Raw genomic sequence first — 3,715 nt, 5'->3', positions numbered from 1 at the left:
CGCACGGCCGCCATTCCGGTCAACTGTAATCGTCGCTACCGGCACAGTAACGGTACAATCGGCGCGATAGCCTTCGGTACAGTTGGAGCTCCCGCCCATGTCCACCGTCCCACTCGCCCAGATTCCCGTGCCGCACGACACGGCCACGCTCACGCTCGTCGACCAGCTTGTCCAGTGGGCGCGGCGGCGCATCGACGAACGCGTGTTCCGGCCCGGCATGCGGATGCCGTCGATCCGCAAGCTCGCGCTCGACAAGAGCGTGTCGCGCTTCACCGTCGTCGAGGCATACGAGCGCCTCGTCGCGCAGGGTTACCTCGATTCGCGGCGCGGCTCCGGCTTCTACGTGCGCGAGCGCACGGCCGCCGGCCCGCAGCCGGCCGACAGCGTCGCACGCGTGGCCGAGGCCGCGCCGGTGCACAACACGATCGACGTCGTCTGGCTGCTGCGCAACATGCTGCACACCGTCAGCCCGGAAAAGGGGCCGGGTCTCGGCTATTTGCCGGGCCGCTGGCTCGACGGCGAACTGATCACCGGTGCGCTGCGCGCGCTCGGGCGCCAGTCCGGCGCGCAGATGCTCGGCTTCGGCACCGCGCAGGGCTTCCTGCCGCTGCGCCAGCAACTGCAGACGCGCCTCGCCGAAGTGGAAATCGGCGCGAAGCCCGAACAGATCGTGCTGGTGTCGGGGATCACGCAGGCGATCGATCTGATCTCGCGGATCTACGTGAAGCCCGGCGATGCGGTGATCGTCGGCGATCCGGCCTGGTTCCAGATGTTCGGCCGCTTCGCGGCGCAGGGCGCGCAGCTCGTCGGGATGCCGTACACGCCGGACGGCCCCGATCTCGACGCGCTCGAGACGCTCGTGCAGATGTGGCGGCCGAAGATGCTCGTGATCAATTCGGTGCTGCAGAACCCGACCGGCACGTCGCTGTCGGCCGCGCAGGCGTTCCGGATCCTGAAGCTCGCGGAGGCGTACGACTTCCTCGTCGTCGAGGACGACGTGTACGGCGACCTGTGCCCGCCGAGCTATCCGGCCACGCGCCTCGCGAGCCTCGATCAGCTCAAGCGCGTGATCTACCTCGGCAGCTATTCGAAGACGCTCGCGGCGAACCTGCGGGTCGGCTACGTTGCGTGCGCGCCGGAGATCGCAAAGGCGGTCACCGACCAGAAGATGCTGGTCGGGATGACGACGCCCGAGCTCAACGAGCGCGTGCTTTACAAGATCCTGACCGAAGGGCATTACCGGCGCCACGTCGAGCGGCTGCGCGCGCGGCTCGACGGCGTGCGCGACAAGACCGCGCGGATGCTCGAGCGCACGGGGCTTGGCCTCTTCACGATGCCGGCGGCCGGGATGTTCCTGTGGGCCGACACGGGCGTCGATTCCGACGCGCTCGCGGCGGTCGCGCACGAGGCCGGCTTCTTGCTGACGCCGGGCAGCCTGTTCTCGCCGCAGCAATCGCCGTCCACGTGGATGCGCTTCAACGTCGCGAACTGCGGCGATCCGGCGCTGCCGGGGCTGCTGTCGCGCTATATCGATTCGGCCGTGCGCCGCGCGTCGTGACGCGGCGCGGCACGCCCGCCCTTGAAATCGGGCGTGCCATCCCCAGATACCCGCGCAAACCGTCAGCGCCAGGCGGTCGCCTTTCACGGGCCGGCCGGCATCGCGCGCCGGGCGCTCGCGCCACACCATTCAAGTTCAAGTAAGAGGAAACAGCATCCATGGCACACGAAACGATGAGCTTTCAGGCAGAGGTCAAGCAACTCCTCCACCTGATGATCCATTCGCTCTACAGCAACAAGGAAATTTTCCTGCGCGAACTGGTGTCGAACGCGTCCGACGCGGCCGACAAGCTGCGTTTCGAAGGGCTCGCGGACAACGCGCTGTACGAGAACGATCCGAACGTGCGCATCCGCATCGGCTACGACAAGGCCGCGCGCACGATCACGATCGACGACAACGGCATCGGCATGAGCCGCGACGAAGCGATCGCGAACCTCGGCACGATCGCGCGTTCGGGCACCAAGGAATTCTTCACGAAGCTGTCCGGCGACCAGCAGAAGGATGCGGCGCTGATCGGCCAGTTCGGCGTCGGTTTCTACTCGGGCTTCATCGTCGCCGACAAGATCACGGTTGAAACGCGTCGCGCGGGCCTGCCGGCAAGCGAAGCCGTGCGCTGGGAAAGCGCGGGCGAGGGCGATTTCACGATCGATGCGATCGAGCGTGCGCAGCGCGGCACGACGATCACGCTGCACCTGCGCGAAGGCGAGGACGAACTGCTGTCGTCGCACCGCCTGCAGTCGATCATCCAGAAGTATTCCGACCACATCGCGCTGCCGATCCTGATGCAGAAGGAAGAATGGGATCAGGAAAAGGGCGAGATGGTCCTGAAGGACGAGGACGAGACCGTCAACCAGGCGAGCGCGCTGTGGACGCGTTCGAAGAGCGACGTCACCGACGAGCAGTACACGCAGTTCTACCAGCACATCGCGCACGACCATCAGGATCCGCTCACGTGGACGCATAACCGCGTCGAGGGCCGCAGCGAATACACGCAACTGCTGTTCGTGCCGTCGCATGCGCCGTTCGATATGTGGAATCGCGACTATCGCGGCGGCCTGAAGCTGTACGTGAAGCGCGTGTTCATCATGGACGACGCCGAGCAACTGCTGCCGCAATACCTGCGTTTCGTGAAGGGCGTCGTCGATTCGGCCGACCTGCCGCTGAACGTGTCGCGCGAAATCCTGCAGGAAAGCCGCGACGTGAAGGCGATCCGCGAAGGCGTGACGAAGCGCGCGCTGTCGATGCTCGAAGAGCTCGCGAATGCGGAAGAGGATGCCGGCAAGGAGAAGTACAAGACGTTCTGGGGCGCGTTCGGCCAGGTGCTGAAGGAAGGCCTCGGCGAGGATCACGCGAACCGCGAGCGCATCGCGAAGCTGCTGCGCTTCGCGTCGACGCACGGCGACACCGACGCGCAGGACGTGTCGCTCGCCGACTACGTGTCGCGCATGAAGCCCGAGCAGAGCAAGATCTACTACGTGACGGCCGACGCATGGCAGGCCGCGAAGAACAGCCCGCACCTCGAAGTGTTCCGCAAGAAGGGCGTCGAGGTGCTGCTGCTGACCGATCGCGTCGACGAATGGATGCTGTCGTTCCTGCAGGAATTCGACGGCAAGCCGCTCGCGAGCGTGGCGCGCGGCGACCTCGATCTCGGCGAGCTGAACGACGAAGAAAAGAAGGCGCAGGAGCAGGCAGGTGAGGCGATCAAGCCTGTCGTCGAGAAGATGAAGGAAGCGCTCGGCGACAAGGTGAAGGAAGTGCGCGTCACGTTCCGCCTGACCGATTCGCCGTCGTGCCTCGTCGCGGACGACAACGACATGAGCGGCTACCTGCAGCGCATGCTGAAGGCGGCCGGCCAGAACGCGCCGGCGATGCAGCCGATCCTCGAGATCAATCCGGAGCACGCGCTCGTGAAGCAGCTGAAGGCCGACAGCGCCGATTTCGGCGACTGGTGCCATCTGTTGTTCGATCAGGCGCTGCTGGCTGAAGGCGGCATGCTCGACGATCCGGCGAGCTTCGTGAAGCGGACCAACGCGCATGGGTCGCCAGCGCATACAGCGGATGGCCGGCGATTACGCGCCGGCTGACGAGCGCCGAACGCTCGACCTGCGGATCGCTGTACAGCAGCTCCGCCAACGGCCGCGTGCGCAGCCGCCGCAT

At 66.0% G+C, this 3,715-nt stretch carries 2 protein-coding genes and 1 pseudogene; 2 read left to right on the top strand and 1 reads right to left on the bottom strand.

Annotation, left to right across the window (positions count from 1 at the left end):
* Nucleotides 1-97: 97 nt before the first annotated feature.
* Together G3N99_RS36670 and htpG are read left to right on the top strand one after the other, a co-directional pair.
* The gene (locus G3N99_RS36670) at nt 98-1,558 is read left to right on the top strand and encodes a PLP-dependent aminotransferase family protein (protein WP_011352807.1); all 1,461 of its coding nucleotides are present in this window, start codon (nt 98-100) and stop codon (nt 1,556-1,558) included.
* A gap of 158 nt (nt 1,559-1,716) precedes the next feature.
* Complete coding sequence (gene htpG, locus G3N99_RS36665) at nt 1,717-3,642, top strand: molecular chaperone HtpG (RefSeq protein ID WP_206124800.1); 1,926 nt, start codon at nt 1,717-1,719, stop codon at nt 3,640-3,642.
* On the opposite strand, the pseudogene G3N99_RS36660 reads toward htpG, so the two are convergent.
* Nucleotides 3,590-3,715, bottom strand: a pseudogene (locus G3N99_RS36660) (chorismate--pyruvate lyase); the annotation flags it as partial. The gene htpG and the pseudogene G3N99_RS36660 overlap by 53 nt on opposite strands.

It is taken from the genome of Burkholderia sp. Ac-20392 (genome assembly GCF_017104585.1).
Taxonomy (GTDB): Bacteria; Pseudomonadota; Gammaproteobacteria; order Burkholderiales; family Burkholderiaceae; genus Burkholderia; species Burkholderia lata.
The sequence above is the reverse complement of the archived record's forward strand: the minus strand, read 5'-3'. Positions and strand labels throughout refer to the sequence as shown.

Coding starts and splice junctions, on each gene's coding strand:
- G3N99_RS36670 (WP_011352807.1), top strand. CDS start 98: ATGTCCACCGTCCCACTCGCCCAGATTCCCGTGCCGCACGACACGGCC.
- htpG (WP_206124800.1), top strand. CDS start 1,717: ATGGCACACGAAACGATGAGCTTTCAGGCAGAGGTCAAGCAACTCCTC.